Origin of the sequence: Bacillus sp. JNUCC-22 (assembly GCF_018861275.1) — a bacterium.
Taxonomy (GTDB): Bacteria; Bacillota; Bacilli; order Bacillales; family Bacillaceae; genus Bacillus; species Bacillus velezensis.
In genome coordinates this window covers 2,830,267-2,847,172 of record NZ_CP076408.1, presented here as the reverse complement: position 1 = coordinate 2,847,172, position 16,906 = coordinate 2,830,267, and the positions used below count along the sequence as shown (strand labels likewise).

Annotated in this window: 17 protein-coding genes; 13 read left to right on the top strand and 4 right to left on the bottom strand. The window is 49.1% G+C overall.

The window, feature by feature from the left end; all coding sequences use genetic code 11:
- The first annotated feature begins 42 nt into the window (after positions 1–42).
- On the top strand, positions 43–1,434 hold the full coding sequence (gene pepV / locus JNUCC22_RS13740) for a dipeptidase PepV (protein WP_216061812.1): 1,392 nt from the start codon (positions 43–45) through the stop codon (positions 1,432–1,434).
- Between the two features lie 37 nt (positions 1,435–1,471).
- Here the strand turns inward: pepV and cysK are convergent, their stop codons facing one another.
- Positions 1,472–2,443, bottom strand: coding sequence for a cysteine synthase A (gene cysK, locus JNUCC22_RS13735; RefSeq protein WP_136803464.1), 972 nt, complete (start codon positions 2,441–2,443; stop codon positions 1,472–1,474).
- Positions 2,444–2,532: 89 nt separating this feature from the next.
- On the opposite strand from cysK, the gene thpR reads away from it, so the two are divergent.
- The 4 genes from thpR (at position 2,533) to JNUCC22_RS13715 (ending at position 6,093) form a co-directional block, all read left to right on the top strand.
- The gene (gene thpR / locus JNUCC22_RS13730; protein ID WP_108654996.1) at positions 2,533–3,084 is read left to right on the top strand and encodes an RNA 2',3'-cyclic phosphodiesterase; all 552 of its coding nucleotides are present in this window, start codon (positions 2,533–2,535) and stop codon (positions 3,082–3,084) included.
- A gap of 26 nt (positions 3,085–3,110) precedes the next feature.
- On the top strand, positions 3,111–4,043 hold the full coding sequence (locus JNUCC22_RS13725) for a hypothetical protein (protein WP_108654997.1): 933 nt from the start codon (positions 3,111–3,113) through the stop codon (positions 4,041–4,043).
- 52 nt (positions 4,044–4,095) lie between these two features.
- Entirely contained in the window at positions 4,096–5,025 is a 930-nt protein-coding gene (locus tag JNUCC22_RS13720; RefSeq protein ID WP_108654998.1) for a YegS/Rv2252/BmrU family lipid kinase, read from the top strand.
- A gap of 270 nt (positions 5,026–5,295) precedes the next feature.
- Positions 5,296–6,093, top strand: coding sequence for a phosphotransferase family protein (locus JNUCC22_RS13715; protein WP_003152355.1), 798 nt, complete (start codon positions 5,296–5,298; stop codon positions 6,091–6,093).
- On the opposite strand, the gene JNUCC22_RS13710 is transcribed toward JNUCC22_RS13715, so the two are convergent.
- The gene (locus JNUCC22_RS13710; RefSeq protein ID WP_003152357.1) at positions 6,094–6,372 is read right to left on the bottom strand and encodes a YtzH-like family protein; all 279 of its coding nucleotides are present in this window, start codon (positions 6,370–6,372) and stop codon (positions 6,094–6,096) included.
- A 185-nt stretch (positions 6,373–6,557) separates the two neighbouring features.
- On the opposite strand from JNUCC22_RS13710, the gene trmB reads away from it, so the two are divergent.
- The 3 genes from trmB to JNUCC22_RS13695 all read left to right on the top strand — a co-directional run bounded on the left by trmB (position 6,558) and on the right by JNUCC22_RS13695 (position 9,891).
- Positions 6,558–7,211: a tRNA (guanosine(46)-N7)-methyltransferase TrmB gene (trmB, locus tag JNUCC22_RS13705; protein WP_003152359.1), complete on the top strand. Its 654-nt coding sequence runs from the start codon at positions 6,558–6,560 to the stop codon at positions 7,209–7,211.
- 58 nt (positions 7,212–7,269) lie between these two features.
- Positions 7,270–8,115, top strand: a complete 846-nt coding sequence (locus JNUCC22_RS13700) for a YtnP family quorum-quenching lactonase (RefSeq protein ID WP_053103920.1) — start codon at positions 7,270–7,272, stop codon at positions 8,113–8,115.
- 78 nt (positions 8,116–8,193) lie between these two features.
- Positions 8,194–9,891, top strand: coding sequence for an NAD-dependent malic enzyme (locus JNUCC22_RS13695; RefSeq protein WP_216061811.1), 1,698 nt, complete (start codon positions 8,194–8,196; stop codon positions 9,889–9,891).
- Between the two features lie 55 nt (positions 9,892–9,946).
- Here the strand turns inward: JNUCC22_RS13695 and JNUCC22_RS13690 are convergent, their stop codons facing one another.
- Positions 9,947–10,264 carry a PepSY domain-containing protein gene (locus JNUCC22_RS13690; RefSeq protein WP_003152366.1) on the bottom strand — a complete coding sequence of 106 codons (318 nt, stop codon included), beginning with the start codon at positions 10,262–10,264 and terminating at the stop codon, positions 9,947–9,949.
- A 158-nt stretch (positions 10,265–10,422) separates the two neighbouring features.
- Here JNUCC22_RS13690 and JNUCC22_RS13685 point away from each other — a divergent pair, with 158 nt between their 5' ends.
- Positions 10,423–11,496: a M42 family metallopeptidase gene (locus tag JNUCC22_RS13685; protein ID WP_007613172.1), complete on the top strand. Its 1,074-nt coding sequence runs from the start codon at positions 10,423–10,425 to the stop codon at positions 11,494–11,496.
- Positions 11,497–11,529: 33 nt separating this feature from the next.
- Here JNUCC22_RS13685 and JNUCC22_RS13680 read toward each other — a convergent pair whose 3' ends face one another.
- Positions 11,530–11,976, bottom strand: a complete 447-nt coding sequence (locus JNUCC22_RS13680) for a YtoQ family protein (protein WP_014418659.1) — start codon at positions 11,974–11,976, stop codon at positions 11,530–11,532.
- Between the two features lie 195 nt (positions 11,977–12,171).
- Between JNUCC22_RS13680 and JNUCC22_RS13675 the strand changes: the two genes are divergently transcribed.
- The 4 genes from JNUCC22_RS13675 (at position 12,172) to JNUCC22_RS13660 (ending at position 16,711) form a co-directional block, all read left to right on the top strand.
- Complete coding sequence (locus JNUCC22_RS13675) at positions 12,172–12,495, top strand: thioredoxin family protein (RefSeq protein ID WP_003152373.1); 324 nt, start codon at positions 12,172–12,174, stop codon at positions 12,493–12,495.
- Between the two features lie 15 nt (positions 12,496–12,510).
- On the top strand, positions 12,511–13,320 hold the full coding sequence (locus tag JNUCC22_RS13670; RefSeq protein ID WP_012118213.1) for a DUF1444 domain-containing protein: 810 nt from the start codon (positions 12,511–12,513) through the stop codon (positions 13,318–13,320).
- Between the two features lie 14 nt (positions 13,321–13,334).
- On the top strand, positions 13,335–13,940 hold the full coding sequence (gene ytpR / locus JNUCC22_RS13665; RefSeq protein ID WP_003152375.1) for a YtpR family tRNA-binding protein: 606 nt from the start codon (positions 13,335–13,337) through the stop codon (positions 13,938–13,940).
- Positions 13,941–14,107: 167 nt separating this feature from the next.
- The gene (locus JNUCC22_RS13660; protein ID WP_216061810.1) at positions 14,108–16,711 is read left to right on the top strand and encodes a DNA translocase FtsK; all 2,604 of its coding nucleotides are present in this window, start codon (positions 14,108–14,110) and stop codon (positions 16,709–16,711) included.
- Positions 16,712–16,906: the final 195 nt, after the last annotated feature.

Below are 16,906 nucleotides of genomic sequence, written 5' to 3'. Positions count from 1 at the left end.
TATCGACATTTTGCAAGTCTTTATCAAGAAAGGGGATTTGTGATGAACTGGGAAGTTGAAGTCATCAGAAACAAAGAAGATCTGATCCGTGACACGCAGAAGTTTTTGCAGATCAACAGCGTAATGGACGAATCAACAGCCGGTCCCGGCCGGCCGTTTGGAGAAGGCGTCAATGCCAGCCTGACGTCACTGCTGGAATTCGGTGAAAAAGAAGGCTTCACCGTAAAGAATCTTGATGGCTATGCGGGCCATATTGAATGGGGAACGGGTGACGAAATCGTCGGCGTTTTGTGCCACGTCGATGTCGTTCCGCCCGGAGACGGCTGGACGAGCGATCCGTTTTCAGCCGATATCAGGGACGGCCGGATATATGCCAGAGGCGCCATAGATGATAAAGGACCGACAATGGCGGCGTTTTATGCGCTGAAAATCGTCAAAGACATGCAGCTCCCTTTATCCAAACGCGTGAGAATCATCATCGGAACGGATGAAGAAAGTGATTGGAGATGCGTGGATCACTACTTCAAACACGAAAAAATGCCTGACATCGGCTTTGCTCCTGACGCAGATTTTCCGATCATTAACGCGGAAAAAGGAATTATAGATGCATCACTGCGCATTGTAAAAAGCGCTTCTGACAAAGACGCAAAAAACATGCTTCTGTCATTCCGTTCAGGACTGCGCTTGAACATGGTGCCGGATGCGGCTGAAGCGGTTATTGAAGGGGACGGTCTTGATGCCGTGCACGCATATTTCAGCAAATGGCTTGAGCAGTCAAAAACACAAGGTGAAGCAGTTTCGGAAAATGGAAAACTGACGCTTCGCGTATACGGAAAATCATGCCACGCGATGGAACCGGATAATGGTGTCAATGCCGGCTTAAAGCTTGCTGAATGCCTTAACGGAACGGAGCTGGATGGAGCCGGAAAGCACTTTGTCAAAACCGTCAGTGACTATTTTTTAAATGATACACGAGGTAAAAAGCTGAAAATTGATTGCAGGGATGACATCAGCGGAGAGCTTACATTGAATGTCGGCACCTTTACATACAGAAAGGGTGAGGAAGGAGAACTCGGCATCAACATCCGTTATCCCGTCACTTCAGACAGCAAAGTCATCCGTGATGCTTTTACGTCTGCTGAAGAATTCCGGCTTGAAGAATTTAAAGACAGCAAACCGCACCACGTTTCTGCCGATCATCCGCTCGTAAAGACGCTTCAAAAGGTTTACGAAGGACAGACGGGAAAGAAAGCGGATCTGATTTCAATCGGCGGAGGAACGTATGCGAGATCCCTTTCGGCGGGCGTCGCGTTCGGGCCGCTGTTCCCCGGCCGGCCTGACAGCGCGCATCAAAAGGATGAGTACATCGAAATCGATGACCTTCTCAGGTCAACGGCTTTATATGCCGAAGCTATTTATGAGCTTGCCAAGTGATAATAAAAAGGGACGCCGAAAGCGGCATCCCTTTTTATTATTCAAATGACCATAAATCTGTTGATAAATAACGTTCTCCCGTATCGGCAGTCATACAGATGACGATCTGTTCGGGAGGGAGGCGTTTTGCGGTTTCAATGGCGGCGAAGCAGGCGGCGCCTGAAGACGGGCCGACGAGTATGCCTTCTTCCCGGGCCAGACGGCGTGTTGTCGTATACGCATCTTCATCAGATATTTTCATGATTTCATCGTAAACGTCCTGATTCAGTATGCCGGGAATAAATCCGGGGCTTGTCCCGACAAGCTTATGAGCGCCGGGTTTTCCGCCAGACAGGACGGGAGATCCCGCGGGCTCGGCGACATGAACAATCATATCCGGGAAAAGCTCCCTCAGCGTTTCTCCGGTTCCGGTAATGGTTCCGCCCGTTCCCGCCGTTGCCACAAAAGCACCGAGCGGTCTGTTGAGCTGCTGAACGGCCTGATAGATTTCAATGGCGGTCGTTTTTCGGTGGGCATCTGGATTTGCGCCGTTATCGAATTGCATCGGGATAAAACTTCCCGGAATCTGTTCGGCGAGTTCTTTCGCTTTTTTGATGCTGCCGGGCATTCTTTCCGCCCCCGGTGTTAACACAACCTCCGCGCCGTACGCTTTCAGGAGGTTGATGCGTTCTTTCGTCATCGTGTCAGGCATGACGAGGATTGCCTTGTAGCCGCGCGCCGCCGCGTTCATCGCCAGGCCGATGCCTGTGTTGCCGCTTGTCGGTTCGATGATGACAGAGCCGGGTTTTAAATGCCCGCTGTTTTCCGCTTCAATGATCATATTGTAAGCCGCTCTGTCTTTGACACTGCCGCTCGGGTTAAACGATTCTAATTTTAAATAGACCTGTGCTGCATGTTCTGGCTGAAGGCGATTGAGCTTTACGATCGGTGTGCCGCCGATCAGCTCCGCCGTGCTGTTTACGATTTTCAAGGCCGGTTCATTCCTTTCTGTATAAAACGTTCGGTACATAATATCCTATCATAATGAGCGGACAGGGTTCTCCTCTCCGCTTATCCGTTTTATAATAACACCATAACCAAAGAGGGGGAGATCCTCGTATGAGAGCTTCATTGCCGCATTATTTTATCGGCATTCCGATTCCGGCTGACATTGCTGAACCGATTTGGGAAGCAGCCAAAAAGGAGCCGGCGTTATCATTCAAAAAATGGGTGCACCCGCATGACTATCATATTACACTTATTTTTCTCGGAGCCGCGGATGAAGAACGGCTTGCGACATTATCGCCTCTGCTCGCAGATGCTGCGTCGGCAGCGCAGCCGTTTACCGTACAGTTTCAGCATCTGGATATTTTCGGCGACCGCAGACAGCCGAGAGTGCTTCACCTTGAGCCCGAACGGAATGAACTGCTCTTTGATTTGCGGGAAAAAACAAAACAGGTTGTTTTGAAAGCCGGTTTTCAAGTGGAAAAACGCCCGTATCATCCTCATATGACGATGGCGCGGAAGTGGGCGGGAGACCGGCCGTTTCCTGACGATGTGCCGTTTGAAAGCGGCAGGGTGCAAAGTGCCGTCAGCCGGTTTTCCCTGTTTCAGACCCATCTTGACCGGTCGCCTAAATATGAAGAAATCGCACAGTTTCAATTGACATAAACAAATATTCGGAGTGGAGAAATCACATGGCACAGATCATCAAAATTCACGACTGCATATCCAGATATGAACTTGATCCATATTATTATATGAACCAGTTTATCCGGCTGAAGAAAGAACGCTGGGAGACGCTTCTTGAAGCGTTTGACCGGAAGACGGAAGAACTAGAAACGAAAACGGCTGCCGGCGGGGAAACCGATCAAGCGCCGGCCAGGAAAAAATTTTCCTTAAAAAAGAGAAAAGAAGAAAATACGGCCGATATAAATGAAAAGAGGCACCAATGGTTTGATGAGCCGGAGGGAGAAGAGGCGCTGTTCGGGAATCTTCCGTCTCAAAAGTCTGAGCTCGCGCCTTTTTTCAAAGATCAGCTGTATGACTTTCAATTAAAATGGGCGAGCTCCACGCTTTCTCAAAAGTCTGAGCTTTCGCAGGCGGTTAAAAGGGACGGGATGTTAAAAATGCTGGCTCAAAAGCTGCCCGATTCCTATTTTGTGATGTATCATCCGGTTCTGCAAATTCAGCAGGCGTCCGTCGAACTGAGCATGATCATCATCTCGCCGCTGGAGATTTTCTGCGCTGCTTTTATGGAAGCGGAAGAGGACAGCGTATATATCGGATCAAAACACCGTTTTTGGGAAGAAAGAGGCTCCGGCAGCACGCGCCAAGTATTGAATCCGTCTCTCAGCCTGCACCGGACGGGCTCGGTCGTTTCGCAAATCGTAAAAGAAAAGCAGGCCGACATTCCCGTGCGGAAGCTTTTGCTCAGCAGAACGTCTTATATTGATTATCCGGAGCCGCCGTACGGGCTGGAAATAGCTGATAAACGGACTGCCGCAGAGTGGCTGGAAAAGCAGCAGAAAAATACGGCGCCGATCAAGCACCACCAGCTGAAGGCGGCGAAGGCTCTTTTGTCTTACGGCTTGAGCGATTCAAGCCGGAGACAGGAATGGCTTGATTAAAACGGATGTTTGCCGGCTGTCTCTTCATCTATGAAGCAGGTGAAAACAAACGATGAGTCAATGGTTTTTTATTATTAATCCGGTCTCAGGAGGCGGGCGGGGCCGGCGTGTCTGGAAATCAGTTCAAAAAGAGCTGACCAGGCGCGGGGCCAGCCACCGCTCTTTTTTGACCGGGCATCCCGGACATGCGGAGGTGCTGGCGAGGCAGATTTCAATGATGCAGGATCATAAGCTTAAGCGGCTGTTCGTCATCGGCGGTGACGGGACGATGCATGAAGTCATTAACGGACTGAAAGGAACGGATCAGATTGAGCTGACCTTTGTGCCTGCCGGTTCGTACAATGACTTTTCCAAAGGGCTCGGTATTAAGAAGTCGGCGCTCCTCCAAGAAATCAAAAGTCTGCACCGCCCGCTCACACGGAAATTTTTTGCGGGAAGCATCAACTTTTTTCATGACAAAGCGCAATCACTTTATTTTATTAACCACCTGTCTGTCGGCTTCGATGCCTCAGTTTTGAAGGCAGCCGCGAATTTTCCGTTATCGCGCGTTCTTCGGTTTTTGCGTCTCGGCTTTGTGATTTACCCGCTCGCGCATTTACATACGGCCTCGGGGTTTCAGCCGTTCAGGTTTGTTTGCACGGCAGACGGCCAGAGGCGTGAATTCCGCAATGTCTGGTTTGTCATTGCGGCTAATCACCCTTATTACGGAGGCGGCATGAAAGCGGCGCCTTCAGCAAATCCCCGTCAAAACCATTTTGATATTGTCATCGCAGAAAACCTGTCCTTTTTCTCGCTGTATCGTTTTTTATGGGCGATGAGCTTCGGCCGGCATATCAAAATGGACGGAGTGACGATGATAAAGGGGAAGGAATTCGTTTTTGAAACAGATGGGAAAATTCCGTTTCACGCTGACGGCGAGCTGATCGGAACGACGCCGTTTCGGCTTATGCCGGGCGGTACGCCGTTGAAAATAAAAACATAATAAACAAATGAAACCCGTCAAATGTTTCACGGCAAAGAGCGGTTCGCGGCATAAATCTTCAGAATTCACAGGTGTTCTTGCTAGTTTTGCTTGACGAAGTTTGTGCTGTAGCGCTAAAATTTATAGGACGGCTATTGATTAGCATATGAGACTCTCAATAGCTGTCTTTTTTATTCTCATGAAATTGTTTATGACAGGCCGCTCCGCCAATAGAGAAAGGCTGGAGGCCTATTCTAAAATATTTTAAGAAATGATGGGTTGAACATTGATATGAACTGGTTGGGACAATTACTAGGTAGCGATTGGGAGATCTTCCCCGCCGGAGGAGCTACAGGAGATGCATATTATGCGAAACATAACGGCCAACAGCTTTTTTTAAAACGTAATAGCTCGCCCTTTTTAGCCGTGTTATCCGCCGAAGGCATTGTTCCGAAGCTGGTTTGGACGAAACGGATGGAAAACGGAGACGTCATTACGGCTCAGCATTGGATGGCGGGCAGGGAGCTGAAGGCAAAGGATATGAGCGGACGCCCGGTGGCTGAGCTGCTCCGCAAAATCCACACATCAAAAGCTTTGCTCGACATGCTGAAAAGATTGGGAAAAGAACCGCTTGATCCGGGCGCCCTTTTGTCGCAGCTGAAGCAGGCCGTCTTTGCCGTGCGGCAATTTTCGCCGCTTATTCAGGAAGGCCTTGCTTATTTGGAAGCTCATGTGGATCAGGTGCAATTCGGTGAAAAAGTCGTTTGCCATTGTGATGTGAATCATAATAACTGGCTTCTGTCTGAAGACAACCAGCTGTATTTAATAGATTGGGACGGCGCCATGATAGCCGATCCGGCCATGGATCTCGGCCCTTTATTGTATCATTACGTCGAAGAGCCAGCGTGGGACAGCTGGCTTGGGATGTACGGCATGAAGCTCACGGAAGGGCTTCGGCTGCGGATGGCGTGGTACATGTTATCGGAGACCATCACCTTCATCGCCTGGCACAAATCAAAAGGAAACGACAAAGCGTATCATGATGCCATGGAAGAGCTTCATGCCCTGATGAAGCGGATTGTCAAGTAGTCAGGAGTACGAATCCATCTGCTCCACCCATTGGGACAAATGGTTTTGGTGCTCCTGAATATGCGTGTCGATGGAATCGGCCGTGATGCCGGACTGGCTGTAGCGGTAGACATCCTCGAGCACGTTTTTTATATTTGAATCAAGCCCGGTGTTGGCCATCAGTGATTTGATGACGCGCTCGAGCTGTTCATACTCGGCAACCGTGCCGCAGCAATCCAATTGATGGTCGGCCAATATGTCCTTTAATAACCGGACCTGATGTTCGCTTGTTAAGCCCATGATTCATATACACATCCTTTCTGTGTCATACATTGTGCAAAGCGGTGCGGTTTTATGCATCACATGAGTGTTCCGGACGGGGGAGCCTCTTTTTTTATGCGGCCGGCGCCTTTAAAAGGCGCTTGCGGCTCTTTATGTTTCATGGTATGTTGTTACTCGAAATTATAGATAGAGGTGTCAATCATATGAGAATGCGCCATAAACCTTGGGCGAATGATTTTCTGGCAGAAAACGCTGACATCGCCATCAGTGATCCGGCCCAGTATAAAGGGCGATGGAACACGGTCTTTGGCAATGACAACCCGATCCATATTGAAGTCGGTACGGGAAAAGGGCAGTTCATTTCAGGAATGGCCAAGCAGAATCCGGATATCAACTATATCGGAATTGAGCTGTTTAAAAGCGTCATCGTCACTGCCGTCCAAAAAGTAAAGGACAGCGGGGCTCACAATGTCCGTTTGTTAAATATAGACGCGGAAACACTGAATGACGTATTTGAACGGGGAGAAATCAAGCGCGTATATTTAAACTTTTCTGACCCGTGGCCGAAAAACCGTCACGAAAAGCGCCGTTTAACATTTAAAACGTTCTTGAAAAAATACGAAGAAGTGATGGGCGAAACAGGTGAGATTCATTTTAAAACCGATAACCGCGGTTTATTCGAATACTCTCTGAAAAGCTTTTCCGAATACGGCCTGCTTCTGACGGAAGTCAGCCTTGATCTGCACAACAGCGATCCGAAGGGCAATATTATGACAGAATACGAAGAAAAATTCTCCGCGCTCGGCCAGCCGATTTACCGGGCCGAAGTTGAATGGAGAACAAAAGACAGACTCTGATGCGGGAGTCTGTTTTTTTATGCCGCCATTTGCTACCATTACATCAGGAGGGATCAAGATGGAGACATTGAATATTGGGAATATTTCATTAACATGGCTGGACGGCGGTGTAACGCATATGGACGGAGGAGCGATGTTCGGCGTTGTTCCGAAACCTTTATGGTCGAGAAAATACCCCGTAAATGACAAAAACCAGATTGAATTAAGAACAGACCCGATTCTGATCAGAAAAAACGGCCTGAATATATTGGTTGACGCGGGTATCGGCCGAGGGAAATTCTCAGATAAACAAAAAAGGAATTACGGCGTAACACAGGAATCCAATCTGAAACAATCTCTTCGTGACCTCGGGCTTTCCTGTGAGGACATTCATATCGCCGCGATGACCCATCTTCATTTTGACCATGCATGCGGCCTGACGGAGTACAGCGGAGAGGAGCTTGTCTCTGTTTTCCCGAATGCCCGCATTATCACTTCTGCAACAGAGTGGCGCGAAATGAGAAACCCTAATATCAGATCGAAAAATACATATTGGAGAGAAAATTGGGAGGCGATACAAGATCAGGTTGAAACCTTTGAGAACGAGTATCAGCTGACAGAAGGCATTACGATGCACCACACCGGCGGCCACAGCGACGGCCACAGCGTCATCGTCTTAGAAGACGGTGGGGAGACGGCTGTGCATTTTGCCGACCTGATGCCGACGAATGCGCATAAAAATCCGTTATGGGTGCTGGCCTATGATGATTATCCGATGACCTCTATTCCAGAAAAGCAGAAATGGCAGACGTTCGCGGCAGAAAAAGACGCCTGGCTGATTTTCTATCACGACGCGATTTACAGAGCGGTAAAATGGGGAGAAGACGGCGAAGTGGCTGCATCTGTCAAGCGGGAGAGAAAATAAGCGGATCGATGATTTACCTGTATGAATTTCGGGAATAAAAGCAAACCTAAGACAAATTGCTTTGAAAGGAAGAGACAGGTGAATCAATTTCAAGTGATGAAAGATGGAGAAATCAAAACAACTCTGCGCGGATTAGAAGTGCTTTCTACGCCTTTTTTAAATAAAGGGGTGGCCTTTACACAGGAGGAAAGAAAGGAACTCGGGCTCGAGGGATTTCTGCCGCCGAAAGTATTGACAATCGAAGAGCAGGCGAGGCGTGCCTACGAACAATTCAGTTCGCAGCCTGATGAGCTGAGCAAAAATGTATACTTGACCGCTCTCCATGATCGGAATGAAACGTTATTTTACAGGCTGTTAAATGATCATTTAGGCGAAATGCTGCCGATCGTATATACGCCGACCGTCGGCACCGCGATCCAGCGTTACAGCCACGAGTACAGAAAACCCCGCGGTCTGTATTTGTCAATAGATGACCCTGAAGGAATGCGCGCCGCATTTCAGCAGTTCGGAAAAAATGAAAACATTGACTTAATCGTTGCCACAGATGCGGAGGGTATTCTGGGAATCGGTGACTGGGGCGTCGGCGGCATCGCCATTTCTGTCGGAAAACTCGCGGTGTATACGGCGGCGGCCGGAATTGATCCGTCACGAGTGCTTGCGGTCGTATTAGATGCCGGGACAAATCAAGAAAGCCTCTTAAATGACCCGCTGTATGTCGGAAACCAGCATTCAAGAGTGCGCGGCGAGAAATATGACCGCTTTATTGATGAGTATGTCTCGCTTGCCCGGGAAACATTCCCGAATGCGCTGCTTCATTGGGAGGATTTCGGTACGGCTAACGCCCGCGGCATATTAAAACGGTATAAAGATAAAGTCTGTACGTTTAACGATGACATTCAAGGAACGGGCGCGGTGTCGCTTGCAGCTGTTTTAGCGTGTGCGAAAGCGTCAAAAGTGCCTTTAAAAGAGCATAAAGTCGTCGTCTTCGGCGCGGGAACGGCCGGTATCGGAATTGCTGAGCAGCTGCGCGAAGCTATGGTGCATGACGGATTAAGCGAAGAAGAATCATACAGCCGCTTTTGGTGTATCGACAGAAACGGATTGTTAACGGATGATATGAAGGACCTGCGTGATTTTCAGGTTCCGTACGCCCGCTCTGCTGATGAAGTGAAAGAGTACGGCCGCAGCGGTGAAGGCGGATCAATTGATCTGGCGGAGACGGTGCGTCAGGCCAAGCCGACGATTCTGATCGGCACATCCACCGTATCAGGCGCATTTACGGAAGAAATCGTCAAAGAAATGGCCTCGCATGTCAAACGGCCCGCTATTTTGCCGATGTCAAATCCGACCACATTATCAGAAGCAAAACCTGAAGATTTAATTAAATGGACGGAAGGCCGCGCGCTTGTCACGACGGGAAGTCCATTCCCGCCTGTCGCGTATAACGGCGTTACCTACCATATCGGACAGGCGAACAACGCGCTCGTATTCCCGGGACTCGGACTCGGCACGATTGTGACAAAAGCAAGGCTCATTACGGACAATATGTTCGTTGCCTGCGCGAATGCCATCGCCGGTATGGTGGACGTCGGCAAGCCGGGGGCGCCGATGCTTCCGAAAGTGGAGGATCTCAGGACGGTATCGGCAACTGTGGCGGTAGCTGTAGCGAAAGCTGCGATTCAGGACGGTGTAGCGGAAACGGAACCCGAGGATCTGATCCAAGCGGTGCAGGACGCGATGTGGCACCCTGTATATAAACGAATTCGGCCGATGTAACCGAATAAAGCCCAAAACGCTGATGGTTTTGGGCTTTATTTTTTGCTTGTCCGAATTATGAGGCGACAGAATCAATGACATCGACAATCTGGCCTGTTTTTGCATTGACCATAACTTCATATTGCTCCAGTTCGCCGAATGCCGAACGTGTCACGCCGGTTTTGTATACCTGGATGGTTTCTCCGTTTACCTGGTAGGGCTCAGGCTCTGTGTAAATCCATGATCCGTCTATCGGCCCGCGCTGTTTAAAAGCCGCTTTCACGATACGGAGCGCTTTTTCTGAAGAGATATAAGGTTTCATCGCATACTTTTTCACTGCGATGGCAGCGCATAATCCGACTCCTGCACCTAAGAGAAAATGACGTAATTTCAATATGAAGCACCTCCAATTATGTCGTAGTTTTTATTATACAGAAGATGCCAGACGGTGTTAAGTAAAGCGGCGGTTTTCCAGCCCATTCAATCTGAGCGCTTGGAAAACGGTTGTTTTTCTAATAAAATAAAAGCATTACATAGAAATGAGGGGAAAATATGAATGAGGAAACGAAAACGCTTTTCCGGACGCTGACGCAGCTTCCCGGCGCACCGGGAAATGAACATCAGGTCCGCTCCTTTATGAAACGGGAGCTTGCTAAATATGCGGATGACATCGTGCAGGACAGACTCGGAAGTGTTTTCGGAGTAAGGCGCGGCGCTGAAGATGCGCCGACCGTTATGGTAGCCGGCCATATGGACGAAGTCGGGTTTATGGTAACGCAGATTACGGATAACGGCATGCTGAGATTTCAGACGCTCGGCGGCTGGTGGAGTCAGGTGCTGCTTGCCCAGCGCGTCGAGGTGCAGACGGATAACGGACCGATTATCGGCGTCATCTCAAGCATCCCGCCCCACATTTTAACAGATGCCCAGCGCGCAAAGCCGATGGAGATCAAAAATATGATGATTGATATCGGTGCCGATGACAGAGAGGACGCGGTCAGAATGGGAATCAGACCGGGACAGCAGGTCGTGCCGGTCTGCCCGTTCACCCCGATGGCCAACGAGAAGAAAATATTGTCCAAAGCGTGGGATAACCGCTACGGCTGCGGGTTAAGCATTGAATTATTAAAAGAGCTGCAAGGAAAAGACCTGCCGAACAATCTGTACGCCGGGGCCACCGTTCAGGAGGAAGTCGGCCTGAGAGGGGCGCAGACAGCGGCCAATATGATTCAGCCTGATCTCTTCTTCGCGCTTGATGCCAGCCCGGCAAATGATATGACCGGCGATAAGGAGCTGTTCGGCCGTCTCGGCGAGGGGGTGCTGCTCCGCATTCTCGACAGAACGACAGTCATGCACCGCGGGATGAGAGAGTTCGTCCTTGATATGGCGGAAACGCACAATATCCCTTATCAATATTTCGCTTCAGGCGGGGGAACGGATGCCGGGCGGGTCCACATATCAAACAGCGGGGTTCCGTCTGCCGTCATCGGCATTTGTTCAAGATACATTCATACAAATGCCGCTATCATCCATGTCGATGATTATGCCGCGGCGAAAGAAATGCTCATTAAGCTGGTCATGGCGAGTGACAAACAGACGGTCGAAACGATCAGAGAAAATGTGTAAAAAAATAAGCAGGCCCGCATAAAGGCGGCCTGCTTATTCTGTTTCAAATAAATAAGAGAGTGCTTTCATCGCTTGATTGACGGTTTCGACCGTGATATTGGCTTTTCCGGAAAGCTCTTTCAGCGGATGATGAAGTTCTTTCGGACGGATGAGAATGAGCGGCTTTCCTTTTGCGATGGCATAAGAAGCATCCATCGCGGTATTCCACTGTTTATATTTCTCGCCAAACAGGGCGATCACAAAATCGGCTTTTTCCATCAGCACCTCTGTACGGAAATTGTTGATATCAGAAGCTCTGGCGTCTTTTAAAACAGAATCGGGCTGCACGCCCATAATCTCTTCTCCGATATTGTCTGAGCGTTCATGGTTTTCCATCGGGCCGACAAACGTAATCGGCAGGTCCAGCGCCGTTGCTTTTTGCTTGATCTCGTCCCGCCAATCACTGTGGATTTCACCCGCTAAATACACGACAAACTGCATCTTTTGCCCCTCCTTATGTACATATTCAGATTTTCGTACGGCTACACAAAATGGTAAACGAAACTTGCTTGATAATGCAAATGAAATATGATAATGATATTGCATATAGTTGGTCTTGCTGTAAACAGTCTGGTATGATCCAATTGGACAAACATCAGCATATAAAAAACTCATAATCCAGATGGAGGAATGACAATGAAAAAGATTGAAAGCACGGAAGAATTGCAAAAAGCGGTACAAGACGATTGGGCGGTATTTATGTTTTCAGCGGATTGGTGCCCGGACTGCCGCTTTGTGGAGCCGTTTCTCCCTGAGCTGGAAGCGGACTTTCCTGAATTCACTTATTACTACGTAGACCGCGATCAATTTATTGATACATGCGCGGAATGGGAAATTTACGGCATTCCGAGCTTTGTTGTGTTTAACGGAGGAAAAGAAGTGAACCGCTTCGTCAGCAAAGACCGTAAAACAAAAGAAGAAATTGAGCAATTTTTAACCGATTCCCTTGCTAAAGCATAAAGGAGGCCACGGGCTTTGAAAATGACGTCAAGGAAGCTGGCGGATTTATTAAAACAGCGCCTGCAGCACGAGAACCGATCCTTCTTTTTTGACAGAGAAAAAGACACCCTCCGTGTTGAGGATCAAACGACCAAAAAAGGCATCACATTGGAGCTCCCGCCGATCATTGCGAAGTGGGAGACGAAAAAAGAAGAAGCGATCGACGAAATCGTCTACTATGTGTCAGAAGCAATGGAGGCGATGGAAGGCAGCGGACAGGAGATGTCCGGAAAGGAAGCCGGAATCTATCCGGTCATCCGCTCCACATCATTTCCCGATCAAACGAGCGACGGCATTCCGCTCGTGTATGATGACCATACGGCCGAAACAAGAATCTACTACGCGCTTGACCTCGGTAAGACGTACCGCTTAATTGACAGCCGGATGCTCGAGAAAGAAAACTGGACAAAAGAACGCATCAGGGAGACGGCGTCATTCAATCTCCGCTCTCTTCCTTCGGTCGTGAAACAGGATACGGTTGCGGACAATTATTTTTATTTTTTCAGGGCGAATGACGGCTATGACGCCAGCCGGATTCTCAATGATTCGATTCTTCATGAATACAAGCAGGCCGCTGAAGGCGAATTGGCGATTTCCGTCCCGCACCAGGATGTATTAATACTTGCTGACATTCGAAATGAATCGGGTTATGATATTTTAGGGCAAATGTCCATGAGCTTCTTTGCAAGCGGCACGGTGCCGATTACGGCCCTTTCATTTCTGTATAATGAAGGCAGACTGGAACCTGTGTTTATCATGGCGAAAAGCCGGCCGAAAAAGGATTAGAAAGGATTTTTCTTATGAACGCTTTTTACAATAAAGAAGGTGTGGGAGATACGCTTCTGATCTCTCTTAAAGATGCGGCACGCGAAGAAATCGGCTATGAAAGAGAAGGCGATGTCGTCAGAATCTTTAACAAAGAAACAAAAGAAACGACGGGCTTTAACATTTTTAACGTGTCTTCTTACTTACAGATTGAGGACAACGGCCCCGTCGCTTTGTCTGAGACATTCGTTCAGGATGTGAATGAAATACTGAACAGAAACGGCGTTTCAGAAACGCTGACGGTTGACCTTTCTCCGAAATTTGTTGTCGGTCACGTTGAATCGAAAGAAAAACATCCGAATGCGGATAAACTGAATATCTGCCAAGTGAATGTGGGAGAGGAAACCCTTCAAATCGTTTGCGGCGCGCCGAACGTGGACAAAGGGCAAAAAGTCGTCGTCGCTAAAGTCGGCGCGGTAATGCCGAGCGGACTTGTGATTAAAGACGCTGAATTAAGAGGCGTTCCGTCAAGCGGCATGATCTGCTCCGCGAAAGAACTCGCTTTGCCGGATGCGCCGGCGGAAAAAGGGATTCTTGTTCTTGAAGACAGCCGCGAGGCCGGCGAAGCATTTCAATTCTAACTCCCATAAATAAGCGCACAGAATCGAATGATGTGAGAGAAAGCCGTTAAGCAGGCCTGCTTAACGGCTTTCTTCAGTTGGGAGCTTAATCTTTTCTGAGCCGCCCGGCAATGGTATACTAAATATCGTCCCAGACTACTAAAAAGGGAGTTAGAGAGTGATTAAACATGAGTTGGCTGAATAAATTTTTTGACTTATTTTTAGGTGAAAAAGAAGAAGAGCATGAACGTGAACCGAACACGCATGCCCAAATCCCGAAACAGCAGATACCGGATCAGCCAGAAGGCAAATTCACGCGCATGGAAGATCCTAAAATATATTACGAATATCCGAAAGGGAATTTCCGCTTCCCCGTCGTTCCGGACGGCTATAAGCGAACGGAGCAAAACCAAAGACAGCGGGAAAGGCACGAACGCCGCCAGCCGTCCCGGGATTATGCCGCCGGGAAGGAGCAAACCGAGCGGAAACAGCATACACATAAAGAGCCTGATACGGTGAAAAAGCCCTTTAAACCGTCATCCATTCCTTCACCGGTTTACGGCTTTCAATCTCAGCACAGCATAAAAAAAGCGCCTATATCCGAAAAGGGGCGTGAAGAGAACGTAACACTGCTGTCAGAGGAGCAATTTGTTCCGACAAAAGCCCGTCAGGAAACGGAAAAAGAGCCCGTCTTCACAACATCCGGCATAACAAAACAGACGAATGACCGGCCAGACCCGTTTGTGAAACAAGAAACGGAAGAAATCCAGGCCGTTAAAAAAGAGGAGCTTCACACCGAGGCTGAGAATGCAAAAGAGCAAGTGTTTGCGGCACCAGAACCGCAGCAGGCTGAAGAGCGGGAGCACACGGAAAGCGCGGAGTCTGCCGGCTTTACAGAAGAACAAGAGCAGGAACAAACCCGCCCGCAGCCTATTGAAGAGCCTGAGTATGAAGCATCCCGAACGGCTGAAAACACAGAGGAACAAGCTGCGCCGCAGGAGGAATATCAGGAGCCTGAGCCGGAAAAAGCACCGCCTTTTGAAACCGCAGAAGAACCGGTGTATACATACACAGAACCCGGATACGATGAGGAAGTTCAGCCGCAGTCTGGAGACAAGCCCGAATCAGCTGAAACCGACGCGAAACAGGAAGCAGACTCTCAGCCTGAGTACAATGAAGTCACGCGGCATTCAGACCCCGAGCCTGAACCTGCAAGCATCGAGACGGCCAATGCCCCTTCCCGGCCTGCCGAAGAAAAAACGGAGCATCCCGGACAGCCTCAGACTGTGAGAAAAGCGGAGCGGCCGAAAGAGCGCAATGTTCCGTTTAACGTCATGATGCTTAAAAGCGATAAACACAAGCAGACGAAGACGCCGGAGGGCGGAGCGAGCTATGTCTTTCCGAATTTGTCGCTTCTGGACGTACCGCCGGCGCAAAGACATGACGACCAATCGTGGATTGAAGAACAGCGCGAGCTTTTAAACGTTACACTGAAAAACTTTAATGTGCGCGCCCAAGTCGTTCATGTCACACAAGGCCCGTCCGTCACACGTTTTGAAGTGCATCCTGAGCCCGGAGTGAAAGTGAACAAAATTACAAACTTAGCAGATGATATTAAATTGAGCCTGTCTGCCAAGGATATTCGGATTGAGGCGCCGATCCCCGGTAAAAACACGATCGGCATTGAAGTTCCGAACCGCGTAAGCAAAGTCGTCGATTTAAGGCAGATGATCAGAAGCGCCGCTTTCAGGACGAATCCGTCTCCGCTTACAGCCGCGCTCGGTGTCGATATTTCCGGAAACCCGGTCGTCATTGATTTGAAAAAGATGCCGCACGGGTTGATAGCGGGTGCGACAGGATCGGGAAAAAGCGTCTGCATCAATACCATTTTGGTCAGTCTGCTTTATAAGGCGGATCCGAGTGATGTCAAAATGCTTCTGATTGATCCGAAAATGGTCGAGCTTGCGCCATATAACCAAATTCCGCATTTGGTCAGCCCCGTCATCACGGACGCCAAAGCCGCGACCGCCGCGTTAAAATGGGTTGTGGAAGAGATGGAACGGCGATATGAACTGTTTGCCCATTCGGGTGTGAGAGATATCGGCCGCTTTAATGAATTAACCGCCGATCATAAGACAGGCGAAAAGCTTCCGTACCTCGTAGTGGTCATTGATGAGCTTGCCGATTTAATGATGGTCGCGCCGAACGATGTGGAAGAAAGCATTGCCAGAATCGCGCAGAAAGCGAGAGCCTGCGGCATTCATCTGCTTGTCGCGACACAGCGTCCGTCTGTCGATGTCATTACCGGAATGATCAAGGCAAACATACCGACGAGGATTGCATTCTCCGTCTCAAGCCAGGTAGATTCCAGAACGATCATCGACATGGCGGGAGCGGAAAAGCTGCTCGGAAAAGGCGACATGCTGTACTGGGAAAACGGTACCGGAAAACCGGTGCGCCTGCAAGGCAACTTTGTATCCGACAGAGAAATTGACCGCGTCGTCTCTCATGTCAGAAAGCAGCTGCCGCCTTCTTATTTGTTTGAACAGGAAGAACTGATCAGGCAGGGAACCGCCCTCAAGGAAGAAGACGAACTGTTTCCTGAGGCGTGCCAATTCGTCGTGGAGCAAAACAGCGCCAGCACCTCAAGCCTTCAAAGAAGGTTCAGAATCGGTTATAACCGCGCCGCGAGGCTGATTGACATGATGGAAGCCGAAGGCATGATCTCAGAAGCGAAGGGCAGCAAACCCCGTGAAGTGCTGATTACGGCCGCTGACATTGCTCAAGAATAAGAATATCGTTCATTTTTCTCACAAACATGGTATGATAGTGGATGGACCATCAAAACTGCATCACTGTCACGCGCTGAAATATCATGCGGCAGGTTTAATCAAAAAGAAAGTTACAGATACTGACGATAACGTAAAAATAAATGGAAGCGCCGCTGTGCGGGCTTTTTGCCCGCGGCGGTCGCAAAATGAAATGAG

Excerpts from the sequence above, each read along its gene's own strand:
- trmB (WP_003152359.1), top strand. The coding sequence starts at position 6,558 with ATGAGAATGCGCCATAAACCTTGGGCGAATGATTTTCTGGCAGAAAAC.
- JNUCC22_RS13660 (WP_216061810.1), top strand. The coding sequence starts at position 14,108 with ATGAGTTGGCTGAATAAATTTTTTGACTTATTTTTAGGTGAAAAAGAA.
- JNUCC22_RS13725 (WP_108654997.1), top strand. The coding sequence starts at position 3,111 with ATGGCACAGATCATCAAAATTCACGACTGCATATCCAGATATGAACTT.
- thpR (WP_108654996.1), top strand. The coding sequence starts at position 2,533 with ATGAGAGCTTCATTGCCGCATTATTTTATCGGCATTCCGATTCCGGCT.
- JNUCC22_RS13685 (WP_007613172.1), top strand. The coding sequence starts at position 10,423 with ATGAATGAGGAAACGAAAACGCTTTTCCGGACGCTGACGCAGCTTCCC.
- pepV (WP_216061812.1), top strand. The coding sequence starts at position 43 with ATGAACTGGGAAGTTGAAGTCATCAGAAACAAAGAAGATCTGATCCGT.
- JNUCC22_RS13700 (WP_053103920.1), top strand. The coding sequence starts at position 7,270 with ATGGAGACATTGAATATTGGGAATATTTCATTAACATGGCTGGACGGC.
- JNUCC22_RS13710 (WP_003152357.1), bottom strand. The coding sequence starts at position 6,372 with ATGGGCTTAACAAGCGAACATCAGGTCCGGTTATTAAAGGACATATTG.
- ytpR (WP_003152375.1), top strand. The coding sequence starts at position 13,335 with ATGAACGCTTTTTACAATAAAGAAGGTGTGGGAGATACGCTTCTGATC.
- cysK (WP_136803464.1), bottom strand. The coding sequence starts at position 2,443 with ATGTACCGAACGTTTTATACAGAAAGGAATGAACCGGCCTTGAAAATC.
- JNUCC22_RS13680 (WP_014418659.1), bottom strand. The coding sequence starts at position 11,976 with ATGCAGTTTGTCGTGTATTTAGCGGGTGAAATCCACAGTGATTGGCGG.
- JNUCC22_RS13715 (WP_003152355.1), top strand. The coding sequence starts at position 5,296 with ATGAACTGGTTGGGACAATTACTAGGTAGCGATTGGGAGATCTTCCCC.
- JNUCC22_RS13720 (WP_108654998.1), top strand. The coding sequence starts at position 4,096 with ATGAGTCAATGGTTTTTTATTATTAATCCGGTCTCAGGAGGCGGGCGG.
- JNUCC22_RS13675 (WP_003152373.1), top strand. The coding sequence starts at position 12,172 with ATGAAAAAGATTGAAAGCACGGAAGAATTGCAAAAAGCGGTACAAGAC.